The sequence below is a fragment of the Mycobacterium sp. Aquia_216 genome (genome assembly GCF_026723865.1).
GTDB lineage: Bacteria > Actinomycetota > Actinomycetes > Mycobacteriales > Mycobacteriaceae > Mycobacterium.
Window position 1 is genome coordinate 3,359,225 of sequence record NZ_CP113529.1, and the last position, 19,931, is coordinate 3,379,155.

Genomic DNA, 19,931 nt, shown 5'->3' on the forward strand with positions numbered 1-19,931 from the left:
GATCAGCCGACGCTCGCCAGTGCCTCAGCGGTGGTGATCGCCTGCGCCACACCGGAAACGATTGCCGCTGCTTTGAGCGCTTCCAAGATCACTTCGCGATCCACACCGGCTTCCCGAAGGGTGCGCTCATGGGCGACAACGCAGTGCGAGCACCCGTTGATCGACGACACCGCGAACGACCACAGTTCGAAATTGGCCTTGTCCACACCCGGATTGCCGATGATGTTCATCCGCAGTCCGGCCCGCAGGTCGTCGTACTTGCCCTCCAGGAACCCGCGGCCCCGGTAGAACACGTTGTTCATGCCCATGATCGACGCGGCACCCAGTGCCGCTTGGTACGCCTCGGCCGACAGATTGTCCGCTGCTTCGGTGCCAATCTCGGCCAACACCTGGGTGTTTCGTGTTGCCGCGGCGCTCGCCAGCAGCGTGCCCCACAACTGCTCGTCGTTCAGCACGGTAGTGCGGGTGATCGAGCCCAGGTTGAGCTTGAGGTCCTTGGCATACTCCGGCAGCGCGTCCTTGAGATTCTCTACGGTCATTTCGCCTCCAGATCGGGCCTGAAATTTAGGCCGAAGCCTTGAGCAGTTCGCCGGCATCCAGCGTCGGGTCACCCTTGCGCCAGTTGCAGGCACACAGCTCGTCGGACTGCAGAGCGTCCAGGACCCGCAGCACCTCGTCCACGTTACGCCCCACGGATCCTGCGGTCGCCGAGACGAATTGGATCTCGTTGTTCGGGTCGACGATGAAGGTGACGCGGTCGGCGACTCCGCCGTCGTTGAGGACTCCGGTGGCCAAGGCGAGTTCGCGCTTGATGTCCGAGAGCATCGGGAACGGCAGCGTCTTCAGGTCCTCGTGCTGGGCCCGCCACTGGAAGTGCACGAATTCGCTGTCCACCGAGACACCGAGCACCTGCGCGTCGCGGTCCTCGAACTCGTCGTTCAGCTTGCCGAACGCGGCGATCTCGGTCGGGCACACGAAGGTGAAGTCCTTCGGCCAGAAGAACACGATCCGCCACTTGCCCGCGTAGTCGTCGCTGGAGATGGTCTTGAAGTAGTCCTCTGGTTGCTGAGCATCGACCTTCGACAGGTCGCCACCGATCAGCCCGGTGAGCTCGTAGGCGGGGAACTGGTCGCCGATCGTAAGCAGTGTCATATCCGCTCCTTATCTGGATTTAGTCAAGTTTGAGTGTCCTCCACCATGTTGCCGGGAGCGGCGCCTGAAGTAAAGGTGATATATCGCACTATACTTATAGCCATGACCGATAAGAGTTTTCAGCCTACCCTGGCCGGCCTGCGCGCTTTTGCCGCAGTGGCCGAGAAGCATCATTTCGGCAGTGCGGCAACGACTCTCGGTGTCAGCCAGTCGACGCTGTCGCAGTCGCTCGCGGCGCTCGAAACGGGCCTGGGCACCCATCTGGTCGAGCGCTCGACCCGGCGTGTCCGCTTGACACGGGAAGGCGCGCAGCTGCTTCCGCTCGCCCAAGCCGTGGTCGAATCGGCGGAGGCGTTCACCGCCGCCGCGGCGGGGACGTCGGATCCGCTGCAGGGCACCCTGCGCCTCGGCATGATCCCCACCGTGGCGCCCTACGTCCTGCCCACCGTGCTGGCCGCGCTGACCAGTCGCCTTCCCGCCCTGACCCTGCGGGTGATCGAAGACCAAACCGAACGCCTGCTGACGGCCCTGCGCGGCGGGGCGCTGGACGCGGCCCTGCTCGCGCTGCCAGCCGAGCCCGGCGGGATCACCGAGGTCCCGATCTACGAAGAGGATTTCCTGCTCGCGGTACCGCCCGGGCACCCACTGTCGGGAAAGCGCCGGGTGCCCGCGTCGGCGTTGGCCGACTTGCCGCTGCTGCTGCTTGACGAGGGCCACTGCCTGCGCGATCAGGCGCTGGACGTCTGCCAAAAAGCGGGTGTCCGGGCCGAACTCGCCGACACCCGGGCCGCTTCGCTGGCGACGGCGGTCCAGTGCGTGACCGGCGGGCTGGGCGTAACCCTGATCCCGCAGAGCGCCGCGCCTGTCGAAGCCGCGCGAAGCCAACTCGGGCTCGCGCACTTTGCGGCTCCCCGCCCCGGCCGACGAATCGGCCTGGTGTTCCGCGCGTCAAGCGGCCGCGACGAATCCTATCGGCGTCTCGCCGCGATCATCGGGGACGCGGTCCACAGTGAACAGCAGGTACGCCTGGTCAAATAGCGGCATTGCCGACTGTAGGTTCACCCTATGGAAAAGGTGATCGCTGTGCTCAGGCGTGCCGGCTCGGACGACGATTGGTGTGCCCGCCAACGGGGTCCGGTCGCCGACGCGCTGCTGGGTCTGGGCCTGCCCGGGTTGGCTGTCAACGTCCGGGACAGCGCGGTGCGGCACTCGCTGATGACGCTGACGACGATGGACCCACCGGCAGTTGCGGTCGTGAGCATGTGGACCCAGCAGTGCTACGGCGAACAGCTGACCGCAGCGCTGGCCCTGCTCGAGGCCGAATGTGAACGGCTCGCCGCCTACTTGGTGACCGAGTCCGTTCCACTGGCCGCCCCCCTCAGCGAACCTGGCTCGCGGACAACAGGTTTGGCTAACATCGCGTTGCTGCGCCGGCCCTCGGAGCTGGATCAGGCGACCTGGCTGAACCGATGGCAGCTCAACCACACCTCGGTGGCCATCGAGACGCAGGCAACGTTCGGCTATACCCAGAACTGGGTGGTGCGGGCGCTGACTGCCGACGCGCCGGGAATCGCGGGCATCGTCGAGGAGTTGTTCCCCGATGAAGCGGTCACCGATCTCAGGGCGTTTTTCGGAGCCGCCGACGATGACGATCTGCAGCACCGGCTGGGCCGGATGGTCGCCAGCACAACTGCATTCGGCGCTAACGAGAACATCGACACGGTCCCGACCAGCCGCTACGTGTTCAAGACAGCCTTTCGAACGTGAGGACCGCATGACAACACTGAAGGATGCCGTGGAGCTGGCGGCGGCGGAAAGCGGACTGGCGGTGATCTCCACCGTCCGCGCCGACGGAACGGTGCAGGCGTCGCTGGTCAATGTCGGTCTCCTGCCGCACCCGCACACCGGTGAGCCCGTCCTCGGCTTCACCACCTACGGCAAAGTCAAACTCGCCAATCTCCGGGAGCGGCCGCAGTTGGCCGTCACGTTCCGTAACGGCTGGCAGTGGGCGACGGTCGAGGGACGCGCGGAGCTGGCCGGGCCCGAGGACGCGCAGCCGTGGCTGGCGCCACACATGCGAGCCGACCAGTTGCGCCTGCTGCTTCGCGAGGTCTTCACCGCGGCCGGCGGCACCCACGACGACTGGGACGAGTACGACCGGGTGATGGCCATGGAACGCCGCGCCGTGGTGCTGATCGCGCCAACCCGCGTCTACAGCAACGGGTGAGCTCTGGTGGGCAGCGTCGCGAGGTTAGGCTGCACCGGTGACGCTGTTGATCGATGACACCAATCGGGTACGCACCCTTACCCTGAACCGGCCCGAGGCGCTCAACGCTTTCAACGAGGCCCTCTACGACGCCACCGCCGAGGCGCTGCTGGCCGCCGCCGACGATCCGGAGATCGCGGTCGTGGTACTGACCGGGACCGGGCGCGGCTTCAGCGCCGGTACCGATCTGGCCGAAATGCAGGCGCGCATCACCGACCCCGACTTCACTCCTGGCAAACACGGATTCCCCGGTTTGATCGACGCGCTCAGCGCGTTTCCCAAGCCCCTGATTTGTGCCGTGAACGGTGTCGGGGTGGGAATCGGCACCACCATCCTCGGCTACGCCGATCTGGCGTTCATGTCGTCGACGGCGCGGCTGAAATGTCCGTTCACCAGCCTCGGCGTGGCACCCGAGGCGGCCTCTTCCTATCTGCTGCCGCAGTTGGTGGGACGGCAGAACGCCGCGTGGTTGCTGATGTCCTCGGAATGGGTCGATGCGCAAGAGGCCTTGCGGATGGGGCTGGTCTGGCGCGTCTGCGATCCGGACGAGCTGCTGTCGGAAACCCGTCGGCACGCGGAAATCCTTGCGTCCCGGCCGGTTTCGAGCTTGATGGCGGTCAAACACACGATGGCCGAACCGATCCGGCCCGAGATCGTGGCCGCGACCGCACGGGAGAACGCCCACTTCGCCGAACTGATGGGCGCCCAGGCCAATGCCGCGGCCTTGGCCTCTTTCGCGGAGCGAAAGCAAAATTGAAGCACCGAGCGAAAAAGGGCTCAGTGAAACGCGGCGCGTCTAGTGCGTGTCCTAGTGGGATGCCGCGGGTTCGAGCTCAGAATCGACTTTCTGCGAGGCGGCGATGATTGCCCGCAGTGTGCGCCGGCACCGTCCACAGTCGCCACCCGCGCCACACGCCGCGGCCACCTCCTTGGAGGTAGCGGCACCACGGGCCACGCACTCGGCCACGGTGTGGTTGGTGACCCCGACGCACAGGCATACGTACATCAGCGCACCTCACAGCTGCGAGCAGTCGCCCGAACCGGCCTCATGTTAAGTGAGTCTAGCCTAAGTAGGTAAGACGAACCTAACTAACGTGCCGAAGCCTATTTTGGCTAGTGAGCGCAGCCATACCTTGCTGGAACAATTCCAATTTGCGTGGCACAGTGCTGCTACGGCCGGCATGGTGCGCTCCAGCCCAGCGTCGCCGCCGCGCTCTGACATCACAGCCCTGACACACCGGAGGAGTGATCATGCAAGGGGATGCGGACGTTCTGCGTCTACTCAACGAGCAATTGACCAGTGAGCTCACCGCGATCAACCAGTACTTCCTGCACTCGAAAATGCAAGAGAACTGGGGCTTCACCGAGGTAGCTGAGCACACTCGCGCGGAGTCGTTCGACGAAATGCGCCATGCCGAGGCGATCACCGATCGCATCTTGCTGCTGGACGGTTTGCCGAACTACCAGCGCCTCTTCTCGTTGCGCATCGGCCAGACGCTGCGCGAGCAGTTCGAGGCGGATCTGGCGATCGAATATGAGGTATTGGCCCGGCTCAAGCCCGGTGTCATCATGTGCCGCGCGAAGGAAGACAGCACGAGCGCCTTCCTGCTCGAGAAGATCATCGCCGACGAGGAAAACCACGTCGACTATCTCGAGACCCAGCTCCAGCTGATGGAGAAGCTGGGCGAAGAGCTGTACTTGGCGCAATGCGTTTCCCGGCCACCGGGCTCGATCGCCTAGTCCGGGGCGCCAGCAACCAACCCGCCGCGAGCTTGCCGGGGGTTACCCCGGGTACCCGTTAGCATCTAACGCCGACGGGAAGGCGGGTATGACGAGCCCGAGAGCAGCATCCAGCGCGGCGACCCATGCCATCCCCGTCGCCGGGGATCCGGGAGCCAGCGGCGCGCCGATCACTCCGCAACGCCGGAACCTGATCTTCGTCGCGATCGTGCTCGGCATGCTGCTCGCGGCGCTGGACCAGACCATCGTCGCGACGGCATTGCCGACCATCGTCGCCGACCTGGGCGACGCCGGTCATCAGTCCTGGGTGGTCACGAGTTACCTGCTGGCGTCGACGATCGTCACCGCGCTGGTCGGTAAACTCGGTGACCTGTTCGGCCGAAAGCGGGTTTTCCAGGCCGCGATCGTGTTCTTCGTCATCGGATCGGTGTTGTGCGGGCTATCCCAATCGATGGCCATGCTGGTGGGATCGCGGGCTCTGCAGGGAATCGGTGGCGGCGCGATCACCGTCACCGCCAGCGCGTTGATCGGTGAGGTTGTTCCGCTGCGCGAACGTGGCCGCTACCAAGGCATCCTGGGCGCGGTCTTCGGTGTCACGACGGTCGTCGGTCCATTGCTGGGCGGCTACTTCACCGACTACCTGACCTGGCGGTGGGCTTTCTGGGTAAACGTTCCGGTCTCGGTGCTGGTCATCGTCGTTGCCGCGGTGGCGATTCCGGCGCTGGCGACGTCCGGCAAGCCCGTCATCGACTACGCCGGAATCGTGTTGATCGGACTGGGCGCGACCGGCCTGACACTGGCGACCAGCTGGGGCGGCACCCTCTACCCGTGGGGTTCGGTGGCCATCGTCGGATTGTTCGTCGGCGCCGCCGCGGCGCTCGTGGCGTTCGTCTGGGTCGAAAGCCGTGTGCCGCAGCCGATCCTGCCGACGCGATTGTTCGCCAGTCCGGTGTTCACGGTCTGCTGCGTGTTGTCGTTCGTGGTCGGCTTCGCGATGTTGGGCGCGATGACGTTTCTGCCCACTTACATGCAGTACGTCAACGGTGTATCGGCGACGACGTCGGGGCTGCGCACCCTGCCGATGGTGGTCGGGATGCTGATCACCTCGACCGGCAGCGGGACCCTGGTCGGCAAGACCGGCCGCTACAAGATCTTTCCGGTGACCGGCACCGCGCTGATGGCCCTGGCATTTCTGCTGATGTCGCGAATGACCCCGTCCACCTCGGCGCTGGTGCAGTCCATCTATTTGGTCATCCTGGGCGCCGGAATCGGTTTGTCCATGCAGGTGCTGGTCCTCATCGTGCAAAACACCTCGAATTTCGAGGATCTCGGTGTCGCCACCTCGGGCGTGACCTTCTTCCGCACCATCGGCAGTTCGTTCGGAGCCGCGATATTCGGTTCGCTGTTTTCGAACTTCCTCGACAGCCGGATGGGCGCGGCCCTGGCGGCCAGCGGCGCACCGCCCGAGGCGGTCAGTTCACCGGGCGCGCTGCATCGCCAGCCTCATAACGTGGCCGCCCCCATTGTGGCGGCCTATTCCGAGTCGCTGAGCGAGGTCTTCTTTTGGGCGGCACCGGTCGCCCTGCTCGGATTCGTTCTCGCGTTGTTCCTGCGTGAGATCCCGCTGCGCGACATCCACAACAGCGCAGTCGATCTCGGCGACGGATTCGGAATGCCGACCACTGACACTCCGGAACGGCTGCTGGAGAACGCGATTGCGCGCATGCTGCGCGGTGACCCGGGTGTGCGGTTGCGCAGCATCGCGATGCGGCCCGACTGTCGCCTCGACGTGGCCGGGTTGTGGGGCGTGATGCGGATCTACCGCTTCGGCCAGATGTACGGAACGGCCCGTCTCACCGACATCGCCGACTCCATGCGGATCCCGTTCGAGGTCCTCGAACCCACCTTCGGCCGCCTGGTCTCCACCGGCTACGCGCAGCGCGCCGGCGACCAGATGTGGCTGACTCCGGCCGGAGCCCAGCAAGTCGACTATGTCTACTCGTTGCTGCTGGCCTGGATCATCGACAAGCTGGCCCGTTCGCCCAGCTACCAAGGGCGCCCGGACCGCCGCGAAGTCGAAACCGCGCTCCAGCACATCGCCCACCGCGTTCTGGCCCAACGCGATTGGCACGACGACGCGCCCGCCACGGCCCGGCTCTCGGCGGGCACCGGTGGCCGACACTAGAACGTGTTCCAGAAAACCGGGGCTCGGGCGTACCATCACGCCATGAGCCGAATCGGAACATTCGCTGACGACGACATCTACAGCTGGGCCACGAAGTCCCCGGACCTCGGCGGCGCGATCGCCAACTTCAGCCAGGCGGTCTACACGAAGAACCGGCTGCCGATGCGCACTCGCGAAATCGCCCGCGCCGTGATCGCCCACGACAACGAATGCACGGTGTGCATGAACACACGCGACGCGGACGGGCCGGCCGCCGGCGTCGACGAAGAGCTTTACGAGCACGCGCTGGAATGGCGCACCTGGCCCGGATTCAGCGAGCAGGAGCGGCTGGCGGCCGAGTTCGCGCACCGGTTCGGCACCGAGCACACCAAGTTGCGCGAAGACGAAGACTTCTGGAGCCGGGCCAACGAGCACTTCTCCGAGGAGTTGCTCGCCGACCTGGCCATGTCGTGCGCGCTGTGGGTCGGCATGGGACGGATGCTGCGCACCCTGGACATCGGCCAGACCTGCATGCTGACCCTGCCCAGCCGGGCATAGTCGTCAACCACCCCCGCCGGTAAGGCTGCGATGGCCGCCACGCCGCTTGCGGCTCCGACGGTCGCCCAGCTGGAGGCCGAAGGCGTTGGCATCGTCATCGGCACCGTGGTAAACCCCGCCGGCCTCACGCAAGCCAAGGCCGTGCCGGTCCGGCGCACCCCCACCTTCGCCGATCCCGGCTTGGGCGCCAGCCCCTCGTGGCACGCATTCGCCATCGACCAAACCGGCATTGCCTTCACCGACGAGGTCGGGGTGATCGGCGATCAACGGGTGCGCATCGAACTTTCGGCGTTGCGCCACCTCGGTGACGGGTTGGCTTGGGGGCCCGCCGGATTCTTCGAGCAGGACGGCACACCGGTTTCCACCTGCAGCCGGGGAACGTTGCGCCGGCTCGAGACCCTGCTCGGCGGCGCCGGCATCGAGGCGTCCGTCGGCCATGAGATCGAGTTCGTTCTGGTCGGCCCGGACGGCGGCCGGCTGCCGTCGACACTGTGGGCGCAGTACGGGCTCGCCGGTGTGCTCGAACACGAGACGTTCGTGCGCGACGTCATCGCCGCAGCCGCAACCTCCGGCGTGGGGATCGAGCAGTTCCACCCCGAGTACGGGGCCAACCAGTTCGAGATCTCGTTGTCACCGCTACCGCCGGTGGCCGCGGCCGACCAGCTGATACTGACCAGGATCATCATCGGCCGCGCCGCCCGCCGCCATGGGCTGCGCGTCAGCCTCTCACCGGTACCCTTCGCCGGCAGCGTCGGATCCGGTGCGCACCAGCACTTCTCGCTGACCGGCCCGGACGGGCCGCTGTTTTCCGACGGGCCTGGCGCCGGCGGCATGAAACCGGCGGGGGAGAGTGCGGTTGCCGGGGTGCTTCGCGGGCTGCCGGTGGCTCAGGGTGTGTTGTGCGGATCGATCGTGTCCGGTTTACGCATGCAGCCGGGCAATTGGGCGGGCGCCTACGCCTGCTGGGGCATCGAGAACAGGGAGGCCGCGGTGCGATTCGTCAGGGGCGCCGGCAGCGTGGGCAATGTCGAGGTGAAGATCGTCGACCCGTCGGCGAATCCCTACCTCGCGTCGGCGGCGATCCTTGGGCTGGCACTGGACGGCATCCGGCACGACGTGGCCTTACCGCCGGAGACCACGGTCGACCCGGCACAGCTCTCCGAGACCGAACGCGAGCGCTCCGGTCTTCGGAGTCTCGCCCTATCTCAGGCGGAGATGATTGCCGCACTGGATAATTCGGCTCTGATGCGAAGCATACTGGGCGATGCCGCGGTCGACATGGTCGTCGCGGTCCGGCGCCTGGAGCAGGAGTGCTACGGCGATCTCAACGCCGAGCAGCTGACGGATAAGTTCCGAATGGCGTGGAGCCTCTAGCGGTGGCTGACTCGCCGGCTCTCGCGCAGCACATCAGCGACGTGGTGCTGATCGATCACCACGTCCACGGATGCTGGCTGGAGTCGGGGGATCGGCGACGGTTCGAGAACGCCCTCAACGAAGCCAACACCGAACCCCTTGCGGACTCGAATCTCGACTCGCAGCTCGGCTTCGCGGTGCGCGCCCACTGCGCCCCCATCCTGGAATTACCCAAACACGTTGATCCTCAAGTTTATTGGGAACGTCGCAGCGAATTCACTGAAAGCGAGCTGGCACGCCTATTTCTGCCGGCCGCCGCAGTGAGCGACTGGCTGGTGGACACCGGAATCGGGGGCGGCACTACGGATGTTGTTCAGCTCAGCGCACTTTCCGGCAACCGTGCACACGAGGTGGTTCGCCTCGAGCAGGTGGCCGAACAGGCCGCACAGGCACCCGGCGATTACGCGTCGGCGTTCGAAGAGATCCTGCACGAGCGTGCGGCCGGCGCGGTCGGCACCAAGTCCATCCTGGCCTACCGCGGCGGTTTCGACGGCGACCTGACCGAGCCCCGGGCCGCAGAAGTCAGTTCGGCCGCCCGCCGATGGCGGGATCGCGGCGGGACCCGGTTGCAGGACCGAGTTCTGTTGCGTTTCGGGCTGCACCAGGCCTTGCGACTCGGCAAGCCGCTGCAATTCCACGTAGGCTTCGGCGACCGCGACTGCGAACTGGACAAAGCCAATCCGCTGTACTTGCTCGACTTTCTGCGCCAATCCGGCGACACTCCGATCGTGTTGCTGCACTGCTATCCCTACGAGCGCGAGGCCGGCTACCTGGCGCAGGCCTTTGACAACGTCTATCTCGACGGCGGTTTGAGCATCAACTACCTGGGTGCCCGGTCGCCGGCCTTCATCGGCCGGCTGCTGGAGATGGCGCCGTTTCGCAAGATCATGTATTCATCCGATGGCTTCGGGCCAGTCGAACTGCACTATTTAAGCGCTGCATTGTGGCGCAAGGGTATTCACCGCGTGCTACGTGGATTCGTCGAAGACGGCGACTGGTGTGAAAGCGACGCAATGCGGGTAGTCGACCTTTTTGCACGTGAGAACGCTGCCCGCGTCTACAGCCTGGAACTCGGGAGGCGCTGAGGACAGGACGTGGAGATGGGGCTCGTCGGGGAGGCCATCGACTGGACCCGGCGACAGGTCGTGTCCAGAGTGCCCAAGGCCGATTTCGACCAGCGCGACCCGGACTATATCCGCGACCAACTGCCGGGCACGTGGTTGCTCGCGTCGCTGTACTTCCGGGCGGACGTGCAGGGCTTGGATCGAATCCCCAGCGAGGGACCGGTGCTGATGATCGGCAACCACAGCGGCGGCAACGTGCCCCCGGACACCTTCGTGTTCACACTGGCGTTCTGCTCGTACTTCGGCGTCGAGCGGCCGTTCTACCAGTTGGCCCATAACCTCGTCGTCTCGGCACCGCCGCTGGGCTGGTTGCGCAAATTCGGCACGGTGGCTGCCAACCCCGAAAATGCGCGGCTCGCATTGGATTCCGGCGCGGCACTGCTGGTGTATCCCGGCGGCGACTACGAAGTGTTCCGGCCGTCGTGGGAGCGCCACAAGGTCGACTTCGGCGGCCGCATGGGTTATGTGAAGCTGGCCCGGGAAGCCGGTGTGCCGATCGTCCCGGTCGCGAGCATCGGAGGCCAGGAGAGCGCGCTGTTCCTCAACCGCGGCCAGTGGCTGGCCAAGCTCTTGATGGCAGATAAGTTGCTGCGGCTCAAGAGCATTCCGATATCGCTGGCATTGCCCTGGGGATTGAACATCGGCGACTTGGCGGGCCATATACCGCTGCCGACCAAGATCACGATCGAGGTGCAGGAACCGATCGACGTCGAGGGTGACGACGAAGCGGTTCACGACAAGGTGATCGCCAGCCTGCAGGCCGCCGTCGACCGGCTCGCCGCCGATCGTCGGTTACCGGTGATCGGCTGATGCGCGTCGAACGCCGATGTGCCATCCGGGCCGACCGCGAGTCCGTCTGGAAAATCGTCAGCAACCCGGACTGCTACCCGACGTTCATGACGAACCTCGAGCGCTGGGAAGCGGCGAACGATCAGGCCGCCGGCGTGGGTGCCCGCTATACCGTCCATTGGAAAATCGGTTCGGTGCCGGTTGGCGGCCTGATCGAGGTAGTCGAATTCGACGAGCGCCGCGACCTGGCTTGGGTGGGCATCACGGGCGTCGCGTTACGCGGCCGAATCCGGCTGCGAGACGGCGCCGCGGGCCAAACGAAAGCAACCTTTCGGCTGTCGTATCAGGCGCCCGGCGGAATACTGGGCTACATCGCCGATCGAATCGCTGTGCGCCAGGTGGGCCGCACGCTGTCCGACACGCTGAAGTGCCTCAAGGGACTCGCTGAGTCCTGACTACCGGGAACGAACCGCCTGCGACGACATCGCATGTTGTCAACGTGATCGTCGCCGCACGGGAATTTCCCCTTGTGCCCCGTCGTTTGCTGGAATCGAACCAGTACGAGGGCGGCCGATCCGAGAGCAGTCCAGCGAGGGCGATCCGAGAGCAGTCCAGCGAGGGGGTGGCTTGTTCGATGCGGGCCATGAGCCGGCGGTTTGGCTGGCCTGGCCGGCCGAGGACGGGGAGCGCTACCGCACGCCCGGGATCTCGGGTGCGTACGGCAAATTGGCTGATGCACATGACCCTTCCGATGGCGGCGTTGTGGCTGCTGCTCGACAAACCCAAAGTCGACCTGGAATGGGACAACCGGGTGGCACACTTCGTGTTGGTCCTGTCGGCAGCCGTGGTGAGTGTGGTGTTGGGCGCCCTGATTGGGCGTGAGGCTCGCGCACGGGACGACGCACGCCTTTGGTTGGTGTCTCTCGTGTTTACGACGACTGCCGGCTTTTTCGGGGTGCACGCGCTGTTCACGCCGGGGGTGCTGATGGACACCTCCGATGCGGAATTCATGTTGCCGACTCGGATGGGCCTCGTGTTGGCCGGCGTGATCGCGCTGGCCTCCGCCGTCACGTTCACCCCGGAAAGAAACGCTCTTCTTTGGGCATGGCGCCGCCGGATATCCGTGCTGGTCTGGGTCCTCATGGCGGGGTCCGCGGTATTGATCCTTTGCGGCATGCTGGACCGGCTGCAGAATCAGGAGTTTCTGGAAGGCGTGGAGCAGGTCGGGGCGCTGGCCGGCGGGGCGCTGTTCTCGGCGGCGGCGCTTGCCTACTTCCCGATCTACCGGCGACGCCCCGCAGTGGTCGTCATGTCGGTGCTCACCGCCTTCGTGCTGCTGGCCGAGGCATCGGTGGCGTTGGCGCTCGGGATGAGCTGGCATGCCTCGTGGTGGCTGTGGCACCTGCTCATGACGATGGCCTTCTGTTTCATCGCCTACAGCGCGCGGGTCCAATTTCGCCGGGAGGGCGCGGTCAGAGGGCTGTTCGATGCTCTGGCCACTCAGCAGACCGTCGCCGATCTGCGCCGCGACTACACCGTGGCGCTGGAGGAGATGGTCGACGTGCTGCAGCGCCGCGAGCGCGGTGACTTGGTGGCTCCCGGTACCGCGGCCGCCCGGCTTGCCGACCGGTTCGAGCTGTCCGAACAGCAGGTCGCCGTTCTCAAGCGGGGCGCGGAGGCGCTCGGCACCGAGCGCGAGCGCGTGCGCAAGCTGGGCACGCTGATCGCCTTGGGCCGGGAGTCCAGCGTGATCCAGGACGAGGACACGTTGCTCGGTCGGGTTATGGCCGCCATCGCCGACGCCTTCCCCGGGGACCGATTTCGATTGGGCATCATGCGCGATGGTGAGCTCAGCTTTCGTGACGATGCGCCCGCCGACCGCGCGCTGGAGCTGCCCCTGATGGTCAAAGGCCAGGTCGCCGGTGTGATCGAGGCATATCGGCCGGACGGCGCGTTCGATGATGCCGACGTAGCGCTGCTGCGCTCATTCGCTACCCAATCCTCGATCGCATTGGAAAACGCCCGGCTCTACCACCACCTCGACGGCCTGTTCCGCAGCTACATGTCGCCGGCGGTCGCGACCACTCTGCTGGCCGACCCGGATCAAGCCGGGCTGGGCGGCGCGATCGCCGATGTGACGGTGTTGATGGCCGACTTGCACGGCTTCACTCCGTTCGCCGAGGCCACGTCTCCGGACCAGGTGGTCACCATGCTGAATACCTACTACGGCGCGGTCGTTCCGGTCATTCTCGAATCAGGTGGCACCGTCCTGCAGTTCGTCGGCGACGCCGTGATGGCGATCTGGGGCGCTCCGGCGCGCCAGGCCGACCACGCGTTGCGAGCCGCTGGTGCCGCGCTCGCACTGCACGCCGTGGTCGATGAGGCGGCCTGCGGACACTCCGACTGGCCGCGGTTTCGGGTTGGGGTCAACACCGGGCCGGCCCTGGTGGGCAACATCGGTGCAGAGCAGATGCGCAGCTTCACCGCAATCGGGGACACCATGAATCTGGCGGCGCGCCTGCAGAACTTAGCCGAGCCGGGTCAGGTGGTAGTTGGCCCCAGCACCTCGACAGCGCTTGGTACGACCGCCCGGGTGAGCAGGCACGGCTGGGTGAAGGTCAAGGGCAAGCGCGACCCGATTCGCCTGTGTGTGTTACACGAATTAGCGTCATAGCAACGGATTTCGTGTCTTTGCTGTACGTTTCGCCTAACGGCAGCGCATGGCGTAAGACGTGAACCCCGTTGTTGCACAGTGAAACATACCGTAGTTTTGAGTTAATACGGCTGCACAGGATTGCTGTATGTGTAGCGAAATCCATTGGCCCAGAACGTGAGACGACGTATAATAACCCTCGCGGGCAATTCGCTGCTGCACAAAGTCCGCGCCCAGAATACATTGTTCGAAGACGTACGGGGGAAATGCCATGTCACGTTGCACGAGCAAGATCGTCGTCGCGTTGATGCTCGCCTTTACCGCTTCCACAGCGTCGGGGTGTACGTTTCCGGTCACGATCAATTGCGATCCATTTACCTGCACGTCTTGATGGCGAGCAAGCCGAATCAGCTCGGACCCAAGCTAGGGTGTTTGGCACAGCGCCGCAGCAACATTCGCGGCGTTGCGTAGCGCACTACCCGCGTGGCACCAAGTTGGTGGCCGCGGTTCAGCCAAGTGATAGAGCGGAGATCCGCGATAATCACTGCTCGCACAGGGATTATCGCGGACTCACCTCAACGACTGCTGACCCTAAGGCGTAATGACTATACCGGAGCTGCCTGGGTCGATGGTCACCGGAAATGTGCATCCGGATGCCGTCAGCGCGGTGAAGCCGAGGATCACGGCGACGACAATTTTGCTGCTGAGACGTGACATGAAATTACCCCCTTCGTCTAAGGGCGTTCTGTTAGCAGAGATCCGTTCCGTTGCCCGAGACACACGTACAATACGATGGCAAAGCTCATGATCACGAGCGTTTTCACGAAAATCGGCACAAGATTTTTTGGCTCGATGCATTCAATCGGTACGATTCCCGCCTATCTGTCAGGGAACTGGTATGCGCAGCTGAAACACACTGAGGTGCAACACTTTTCAAATCAAGATCAACGGGAATTTGGTTGCTGCAAGGGGATGCAGGCCGGGCTACCGGGCGAATGTCAGGGCGAACCCACCCATGTGTCCGCGGCTGCAAGGTCCCGAGTCGCTGATGTTGCCCACCATTGGAGCGAGCTGACGGTGCGCGTCGCGAGGGCTTTGCCAACCGGTTTCGCGTCGACCAACATCCGCTAGCGCCAGTGCGGGGGTACTTCGCTGCCCGGGCAGTCTCCGTATCGGCAGTTCACGTCGCGCACCCGCCTTCCGATGACGTTGCCGCCGGCGTCGTAGATGTATTCGACCGTGGCTTCGGCTGTCCGTCGGCAGTGCGGGCAGGTTTCCATTTCAGTTTTGAACCGCGACATCAGTTCGCCCTCCGTCGATCGACGCGCTCCCGGCACCATCATCAGTAATGATGGTCGCAGATCGCTGCGCCCCTGGAGATCTCCACGGCTTACGCCGACGGGAAGGCCGCCATTCGTCGGGTCCGGGCCGGCCTGACCCCGATCGGTTGATCCAGGGTGTATCAGGGTCTTGCGGCCGCCGTTGTGGCCAGCAGTGCAGTGGCCGACTGGTCGGCGGGTCAGGTTGCACTTCATCCCGCCCGGCGAGCCGTGGCGCAACGGCTACGTCGAATCCGAGTCCCGCACACGCGATGAATGCCTCACCATGACAAGCTTCTGGGCACTGGCCCAGGCCCGAGTGGTCATCAGGGACTGGAAACACGACTACAACCACCACCACCACCGGCAGTCATCGCTGGGCTATCAACCGCGGGCCCGCTACGCTGCCCACCTGCACCCACGAATGAACGACTTTCGCGCGCCGTGGACCAGTTCACGGGGCCGGTCAGGGCCGAATGTGAGCCAGACGGGCAGGTGGACGACGCAACGCACGGCGCCGTCGGCCGACTACGCGCGGGCCGCCGAAGGTTCTCGGCGCAACAGGAAATAATAGGGGTATGGCATGCCGGGGTAGTCCATCAGGCCAAGGACGGTGTGGTCGTCGAGCTTTCGGAAGACATCGGTGACGGGCTTGTCGAGGTAACGCATCGCCGCGGTGCGCACACCTCGGTACTCGATCGTTTGCAGCTGCGCACCATAGGTTGCAGTGCTGACGACTGGGCTCAAGAGCGACATCAGTTGTGGCGCAACATGTTGCAATACTGATGGCGTAGGCGGTGGTGAGGTCAGCATCCACAGTCGAACCAGACGCGGGTTCATCGGGAAGACGCGCCCGCGGGAGTCACGGACCAGCACCGGATGGACTCGATCAGCGGCGTCGAACTGCTTGCCGTACCAAGCCACTTTGGCGAGAACGCCGTCGAGTGGGTGACCGGTGGACACTTCCCATCCTTGCCAGCGCCCTCGCATTTCGGTTTCGTCGATAGAAGGCAGCTCATCGAAGTGTGCGAGGGCATCAGCAGCGGACAGCCGCGGGGGATGTCCGCCGTCGATGGCATCGAGTAACGGTGACGTCACCGGTTCCCGTCCGCCAATGCCAATGCCCGGGCCTGGTCCACGGCAGCGACGTTGTCCGCGCCAATAAGTGCGCTCCGCAACGATCGACCCAGCACGCAAGTCTGCAGCACCGCGAACAGGGGCAGGCCGAGCAGCCGGCAGATCGCCAAGAACGGGTCTGCGATCCGGGGAATTCCGTTGAGGCGCCGTGATGGTGCGGGCAGCGCCGCGGCGGCCAAGACCGCCGAACCCATCAAGCTCACGTCGGCGACGAGTCGACGCAGATCGGCCAGGCCGGCAGGTCTGAGCAGAGCGGTCGCGGTGCGGCGCTGCGCCCGTCTCCATCCCTTGCGGGAGGTGAATTTCCCCGACACCGAGGCGTAGTAGTCGGCCAGTTCATGCGTGTTCGAGGGCGCCTGTGCGCGCGGAACCCCCATGAGGACAGCCAATTCGACCATCTCGGCCAGATATTGGTCGCGCAGAGCGGGCGACAACCGGCGGGGCGGGGTGATGCCGGAAAATGCAAAATTTTCGTAGGCCAGCAGTCCGGCGTGGGTGATGGTCACCGCGGCGAACAACATGGTGGCCGGATCTGTAGCGGCATAAGACGCACCGTTGTCGGCGCTGGTACCCCGCATGGGACGGTGATAGTCGAAGAGTCTCCGGGCGCAGTCCTGTGCGCTGCGCCGGTCACCGAACAGGATCGGCAACGGCACCGCGACGGTGCGCCCAATACGGTCATGGAAGCGACCGCCCTGGCCCAGAACAGATCCGCGCTGGCGCCTGGAGTTCGTCGGGAACAGCGGATCGTGATCGATAAGCACCGACTGAAAGTCCACGTGCGGCGCCTCCAGCAGGTTGGTGATCTGCGCGATCATCAGGGTCACCGCCGGTGCGCTCAGCACTGTCCACGCCATCGAGTTCGGACCGAAGTACCCGCGGTCGGGTGCCTGTGGGTCACTCGCCCACACGACCGCATGGTTGCCAGGAGCGGCACCGAGATCACTCGCCGTCGACGCTGGATCACCGATCGCCGCGGGTTCGCACCCGAGCGCCCTACCAGACACATCCATAGGAAACGATTGTTTCCTATGGATGTGTAAGTGTCAACGCAGCGGATCTGGACGCGACAACGCCAAGAGGGCCAGTGAGACATCAGTGCAATAGCTGACCAAGGCGTGGCGCGAGATCGCGGCAGGATCAGCTAACCAGTCGGCGAAGACCATGCTAAGCGCGCCGGAGAGCGCGCTGGTCTCCATACGCGCACGCTCGGCACCCACGTCGGGGACAACACCATTATCGAGGACCTGCCGCACGGTCTCGATGAACGCCGGAAGCGTTTTCGCCGCTTTGGTGCGCAACACCTCATTGGACAACGCCTCGACAAAGACGATTCGGCCACATGCCGGCGTATCCAATAAGAAACCCGCTGCAGCGTCCAATCCCTCCCAGACTCGCGTCCTCAGTGGCCTCTCGCCAGCAGCATCGGTGCGCGCTGCGACCGCGGCCAGCAACTGACCAACAGCGAAGTCGTACACTGCTCCCAACAGCGCCTCGATATCAGGATAGCTCTCGTAGAAGTAACGCTGTCCGACATTCGCGGTCGCACACACCGCACGTACCGTCAGCGCAGCCGCCCCCGATCTCCCCACGATGCCGTAACTCGCCACCAACAACCGTTGCTTGCGCTCTACGACGCGCTCGTCGGCAGACGTCCCACGCCACACCGGACGATCCTCCTCACTCACGCAATCACCCTAGAACCCGTCTCCCGATCCTTGATCTCGATGAGCAACGACAGCCAGAAGGGTCCTGTCACGTGAGACAGGACCTGAACGCTCTCATTTCTCTACAAACGAGACACCGGGGCCGTAGCCCACACGAGCGGCCAGCCCGCTGAACTAACTACCGCACCCCGTTGAACGACTCTTGTTTGCCGTGGGCCAATTCACGGAGTCAGCTCCGGCCGCAATTACTCACTGTCCGGCAAACAATGCGCATAGCGCGCCAGCTACGAGTCGGCCTTACGCATCTCCTCGGCGAACTGCGCACACCCCACACAGCAGGCAGTCAAGCCTGCTGTGTGGGAGCGACGCTTTGAGGAAACTCGCGTTGCCTCGAACGGTGCAAACAACTCAACTGACATTTACCCGCGGTGCGCCCACACCCAGTGCGACACGCCGCACGCCTTACATAGTTACGGTGATCAGCGATAAGACCGGCGAACATGCTGTCGCCGATGCGGCTGTAAGTCCGAGGATTACAGCGACAGCGAGTTTGCTGGTGATGCCCGACATAACGCACTCCATTCGTCCCGATTGCCCCCGACTCACCTCAAGCCGGGTCCATGGCGTCAGGAGGCACAAAGAAACGACCGCTCCCGACTCCGAACAACAAGTAGCCGGTATGAAGGCGCCCACCATCGCATTCAGACCCGATTCTGCCGGTCCGGATACTAACCCGAAATCTGCAAGTCATACCAGGTTTACCCGTCGGTAACGTGATCGTGTCGCTTTGCGGAGTCGTGCCGAATGCGCACGAGACTGCTCCAGGATGCGTGCAACCGTCACACCGTCGATGACGCATGCGCCCGGTAGACTATCCGCCGACGGACGAAAAGCCCGGCAAATATCCCGATTTGGCGTGGCCATCAAAAAGCGGTCAGCGAGAATACCGAGCGCATGCTGAAAACGTTCACGATGCCCAAGCCGAGAATCACGAAATGTCGGCTTTGCTGGTTAGGCGCCACCCACACCGCACTCACTGGGTCGCGGTATCCCGGTCCACGTACACGCGGGTGGTCGTCGCCGGCCACACTCGCCGACGACCACCCGGGCCGAACGCACGCGGAGAATCGACGTCTCGTCTCATCCGCCTGTGTCGAGTCTCAAAAAGAAAAGAGCGACAAGACCGGCGAACACCCCGATGCCGTCACCGAGGTGAAGCCGAGGATTAAAGCGAAACTGAATTTGCTGGCTGCGCGCGACATTCGCACTCCATTCGTCCAGTTATCACCCGGCTCAAGCCAAGCCGGGGCGCGGCGTCAGGAGACACAAAGAAACGACCGCTCCCGACTCCGAACAACAAATAGCCGGCATGAAGGCGCCCACCGCCGCATTCAGACCCGATTCGGTCGGTGCCGATGATAACCGAGATCCGCTGCGACGCGCCAGATGATACCGATGGGTAATTACTGTGCCCGATTCGCATCCGTGGACAACGAAAGACGGATCAGATCAAACCCGTAGCATCAAAAATCCAGGATGTGTCGGTGTTTGCCAATGATTCGAAATGATTCGGTGGCGCAAAGCTGACCAGGCTATTCATGTCCCAGTAGTCTTTCCAGATCGCGATCTGGCCATCGACGACTTTATGTACCGTGACGAATCTCAACACGCCCCGTTCCCCTGAGGTGAACGTCCAGGTTTCGGAGTGCTCGTAAAAAACGTCGGCGCCGTTGGACACCAGCAGGCCGTCGTGGTTCTCGTAACCCGCGAGCGGCTCGAGTCCGATCTTGAGTCGTTTCACGATGTCTCCGGGGCCACGCGCCGCCAACGCGGGGACCGGCATGTCGACGTAGAGGCAGTCCTCGGCGAGGAACGACGCAACCGCATTCCAGTCGCGACTGGAAAGCGCCCGCCACAACCCGAGTACGACATCGTCGACCGCGATCATA

At 64.3% G+C, this 19,931-nt stretch carries 22 protein-coding genes and 1 pseudogene; 14 read left to right on the forward strand and 9 right to left on the reverse strand.

Going from position 1 to position 19,931, the window contains the following annotated elements; translation table 11 throughout:
- Positions 1 to 2 precede the first annotated feature (2 nt).
- Entirely contained in the window at positions 3 to 539 is a 537-nt protein-coding gene (locus OK015_RS15585) for an alkyl hydroperoxide reductase (RefSeq protein WP_268124178.1), read from the reverse strand.
- A 25-nt stretch (positions 540 to 564) separates the two neighbouring features.
- Positions 565 to 1,152, reverse strand: a complete 588-nt coding sequence (locus OK015_RS15590; RefSeq protein WP_268124180.1) for a peroxiredoxin — start codon at positions 1,150 to 1,152, stop codon at positions 565 to 567.
- Between the two features lie 102 nt (positions 1,153 to 1,254).
- Here OK015_RS15590 and OK015_RS15595 point away from each other — a divergent pair, with 102 nt between their 5' ends.
- Genes OK015_RS15595 through OK015_RS15610 form a run of 4 tightly spaced genes read left to right on the forward strand, consistent with a single transcriptional unit; the run spans position 1,255 to position 4,175 of the window.
- Complete coding sequence (locus OK015_RS15595; protein WP_268124182.1) at positions 1,255 to 2,190, forward strand: hydrogen peroxide-inducible genes activator; 936 nt, start codon at positions 1,255 to 1,257, stop codon at positions 2,188 to 2,190.
- A gap of 27 nt (positions 2,191 to 2,217) precedes the next feature.
- On the forward strand, positions 2,218 to 2,919 hold the full coding sequence (locus OK015_RS15600) for a hypothetical protein (protein ID WP_268124184.1): 702 nt from the start codon (positions 2,218 to 2,220) through the stop codon (positions 2,917 to 2,919).
- 7 nt (positions 2,920 to 2,926) lie between these two features.
- Positions 2,927 to 3,379 carry a TIGR03618 family F420-dependent PPOX class oxidoreductase gene (locus OK015_RS15605; protein ID WP_268124186.1) on the forward strand — a complete coding sequence of 151 codons (453 nt, stop codon included), beginning with the start codon at positions 2,927 to 2,929 and terminating at the stop codon, positions 3,377 to 3,379.
- A 37-nt stretch (positions 3,380 to 3,416) separates the two neighbouring features.
- Positions 3,417 to 4,175 carry an enoyl-CoA hydratase/isomerase family protein gene (locus OK015_RS15610; RefSeq protein ID WP_268124188.1) on the forward strand — a complete coding sequence of 253 codons (759 nt, stop codon included), beginning with the start codon at positions 3,417 to 3,419 and terminating at the stop codon, positions 4,173 to 4,175.
- 51 nt (positions 4,176 to 4,226) lie between these two features.
- Here the strand turns inward: OK015_RS15610 and OK015_RS15615 are convergent, their stop codons facing one another.
- The gene (locus tag OK015_RS15615; protein ID WP_268124190.1) at positions 4,227 to 4,424 is read right to left on the reverse strand and encodes a (2Fe-2S)-binding protein; all 198 of its coding nucleotides are present in this window, start codon (positions 4,422 to 4,424) and stop codon (positions 4,227 to 4,229) included.
- Positions 4,425 to 4,669: 245 nt separating this feature from the next.
- Between OK015_RS15615 and bfr the strand changes: the two genes are divergently transcribed.
- The 8 genes from bfr to OK015_RS15655 all read left to right on the forward strand — a co-directional run bounded on the left by bfr (position 4,670) and on the right by OK015_RS15655 (position 13,880).
- Complete coding sequence (gene bfr, locus OK015_RS15620; RefSeq protein WP_268124192.1) at positions 4,670 to 5,158, forward strand: bacterioferritin; 489 nt, start codon at positions 4,670 to 4,672, stop codon at positions 5,156 to 5,158.
- Between the two features lie 88 nt (positions 5,159 to 5,246).
- A complete protein-coding gene (locus tag OK015_RS15625; protein WP_268124195.1) occupies positions 5,247 to 7,343 on the forward strand; it encodes an MDR family MFS transporter in 2,097 nt (698 codons plus the stop codon).
- Positions 7,344 to 7,385: 42 nt separating this feature from the next.
- Positions 7,386 to 7,880 (forward strand): carboxymuconolactone decarboxylase family protein, encoded by a 495-nt coding sequence (locus tag OK015_RS15630; RefSeq protein WP_268124197.1) that lies wholly within the window; start codon positions 7,386 to 7,388, stop codon positions 7,878 to 7,880.
- A gap of 30 nt (positions 7,881 to 7,910) precedes the next feature.
- Positions 7,911 to 9,254, forward strand: a complete 1,344-nt coding sequence (locus OK015_RS15635; RefSeq protein ID WP_268124199.1) for a glutamine synthetase family protein — start codon at positions 7,911 to 7,913, stop codon at positions 9,252 to 9,254.
- A 2-nt stretch (positions 9,255 to 9,256) separates the two neighbouring features.
- A complete protein-coding gene (locus OK015_RS15640) occupies positions 9,257 to 10,378 on the forward strand; it encodes an amidohydrolase family protein (RefSeq protein WP_268124201.1) in 1,122 nt (373 codons plus the stop codon).
- A 15-nt stretch (positions 10,379 to 10,393) separates the two neighbouring features.
- Complete coding sequence (locus OK015_RS15645) at positions 10,394 to 11,227, forward strand: lysophospholipid acyltransferase family protein (RefSeq protein WP_268132777.1); 834 nt, start codon at positions 10,394 to 10,396, stop codon at positions 11,225 to 11,227.
- On the forward strand, positions 11,227 to 11,661 hold the full coding sequence (locus OK015_RS15650) for an SRPBCC family protein (protein ID WP_268124203.1): 435 nt from the start codon (positions 11,227 to 11,229) through the stop codon (positions 11,659 to 11,661). The genes OK015_RS15645 and OK015_RS15650 overlap by 1 nt, the downstream gene beginning before the upstream one ends.
- A 284-nt stretch (positions 11,662 to 11,945) precedes the next feature.
- Positions 11,946 to 13,880 (forward strand): adenylate/guanylate cyclase domain-containing protein, encoded by a 1,935-nt coding sequence (locus OK015_RS15655; RefSeq protein WP_268124205.1) that lies wholly within the window; start codon positions 11,946 to 11,948, stop codon positions 13,878 to 13,880.
- A 570-nt stretch (positions 13,881 to 14,450) separates the two neighbouring features.
- On the opposite strand, the gene OK015_RS15660 is transcribed toward OK015_RS15655, so the two are convergent.
- Positions 14,451 to 14,576, reverse strand: coding sequence for a hypothetical protein (locus tag OK015_RS15660; protein WP_268124206.1), 126 nt, complete (start codon positions 14,574 to 14,576; stop codon positions 14,451 to 14,453).
- 75 nt (positions 14,577 to 14,651) lie between these two features.
- Between OK015_RS15660 and OK015_RS15665 the strand changes: the two genes are divergently transcribed.
- Entirely contained in the window at positions 14,652 to 14,990 is a 339-nt protein-coding gene (locus OK015_RS15665) for a hypothetical protein (protein ID WP_268124208.1), read from the forward strand.
- Here OK015_RS15665 and OK015_RS15670 read toward each other — a convergent pair.
- On the reverse strand, positions 14,987 to 15,160 hold the full coding sequence (locus OK015_RS15670) for a 5'-phosphate oxidase (protein ID WP_268124210.1): 174 nt from the start codon (positions 15,158 to 15,160) through the stop codon (positions 14,987 to 14,989). The genes OK015_RS15665 and OK015_RS15670 overlap by 4 nt on opposite strands.
- 183 nt (positions 15,161 to 15,343) lie before the next feature.
- Between OK015_RS15670 and OK015_RS15675 the strand changes: the two are divergent.
- A pseudogene (locus OK015_RS15675) lies at positions 15,344 to 15,606 on the forward strand (integrase core domain-containing protein); the annotation flags it as partial.
- Between the two features lie 100 nt (positions 15,607 to 15,706).
- Here OK015_RS15675 and OK015_RS15680 read toward each other — a convergent pair.
- The 4 genes from OK015_RS15680 to OK015_RS15695 all read right to left on the reverse strand — a co-directional run bounded on the left by OK015_RS15680 (position 15,707) and on the right by OK015_RS15695 (position 19,930).
- Positions 15,707 to 16,276 (reverse strand): GXWXG domain-containing protein, encoded by a 570-nt coding sequence (locus OK015_RS15680; RefSeq protein ID WP_268124212.1) that lies wholly within the window; start codon positions 16,274 to 16,276, stop codon positions 15,707 to 15,709.
- The gene (locus OK015_RS15685) at positions 16,273 to 17,328 is read right to left on the reverse strand and encodes an oxygenase MpaB family protein (RefSeq protein WP_268124215.1); all 1,056 of its coding nucleotides are present in this window, start codon (positions 17,326 to 17,328) and stop codon (positions 16,273 to 16,275) included. The genes OK015_RS15680 and OK015_RS15685 overlap by 4 nt, the downstream gene beginning before the upstream one ends.
- 33 nt (positions 17,329 to 17,361) lie before the next feature.
- Positions 17,362 to 18,003 carry a TetR/AcrR family transcriptional regulator gene (locus OK015_RS15690; protein WP_268124217.1) on the reverse strand — a complete coding sequence of 214 codons (642 nt, stop codon included), beginning with the start codon at positions 18,001 to 18,003 and terminating at the stop codon, positions 17,362 to 17,364.
- Positions 18,004 to 19,486: 1,483 nt separating this feature from the next.
- On the reverse strand, positions 19,487 to 19,930 hold the full coding sequence (locus OK015_RS15695) for a limonene-1,2-epoxide hydrolase family protein (protein ID WP_268132779.1): 444 nt from the start codon (positions 19,928 to 19,930) through the stop codon (positions 19,487 to 19,489).
- Position 19,931: the final 1 nt, after the last annotated feature.